This is a genomic window from Ursidibacter arcticus, from assembly GCF_009761375.1.
Taxonomy (GTDB): Bacteria; Pseudomonadota; Gammaproteobacteria; order Enterobacterales; family Pasteurellaceae; genus Ursidibacter; species Ursidibacter arcticus.
This window is the reverse complement of record NZ_LEKM01000005.1, coordinates 1-239: the sequence shown is the minus strand read 5'-3', so window position 1 is coordinate 239 and position 239 is coordinate 1. Positions and strand designations below refer to the sequence as shown.

Annotated in this window: 1 protein-coding gene; it reads left to right on the top strand. The window is 43.1% G+C overall.

Features of this window, described 5'->3' with window-relative positions:
• The coding region (locus A1D25_RS00045) for a hypothetical protein (RefSeq protein ID WP_157393689.1) at positions 1-239 on the top strand (239 nt) is incomplete at both ends.

Genomic DNA, 239 nt, shown 5'->3' with positions numbered 1-239 from the left:
AATGCGACTAACAACTTCACCAACACCGAAACAGGTAACTTAAAAGCCAAAGAAAACGTAACTGTGGATGCAACCAATGTGGATAACAAAGGTAACATCACCTCTGAAAACGGCACAGCAAACGTAACCGCTAAAGAGAACCTGACCAACAGTGGCAACATCACTGGTGATAAAGGTGTAGACCTAGACGGTAAAGACATTACTAACTCAGGTAATGTAACCAGCCCGAACGGTACAAT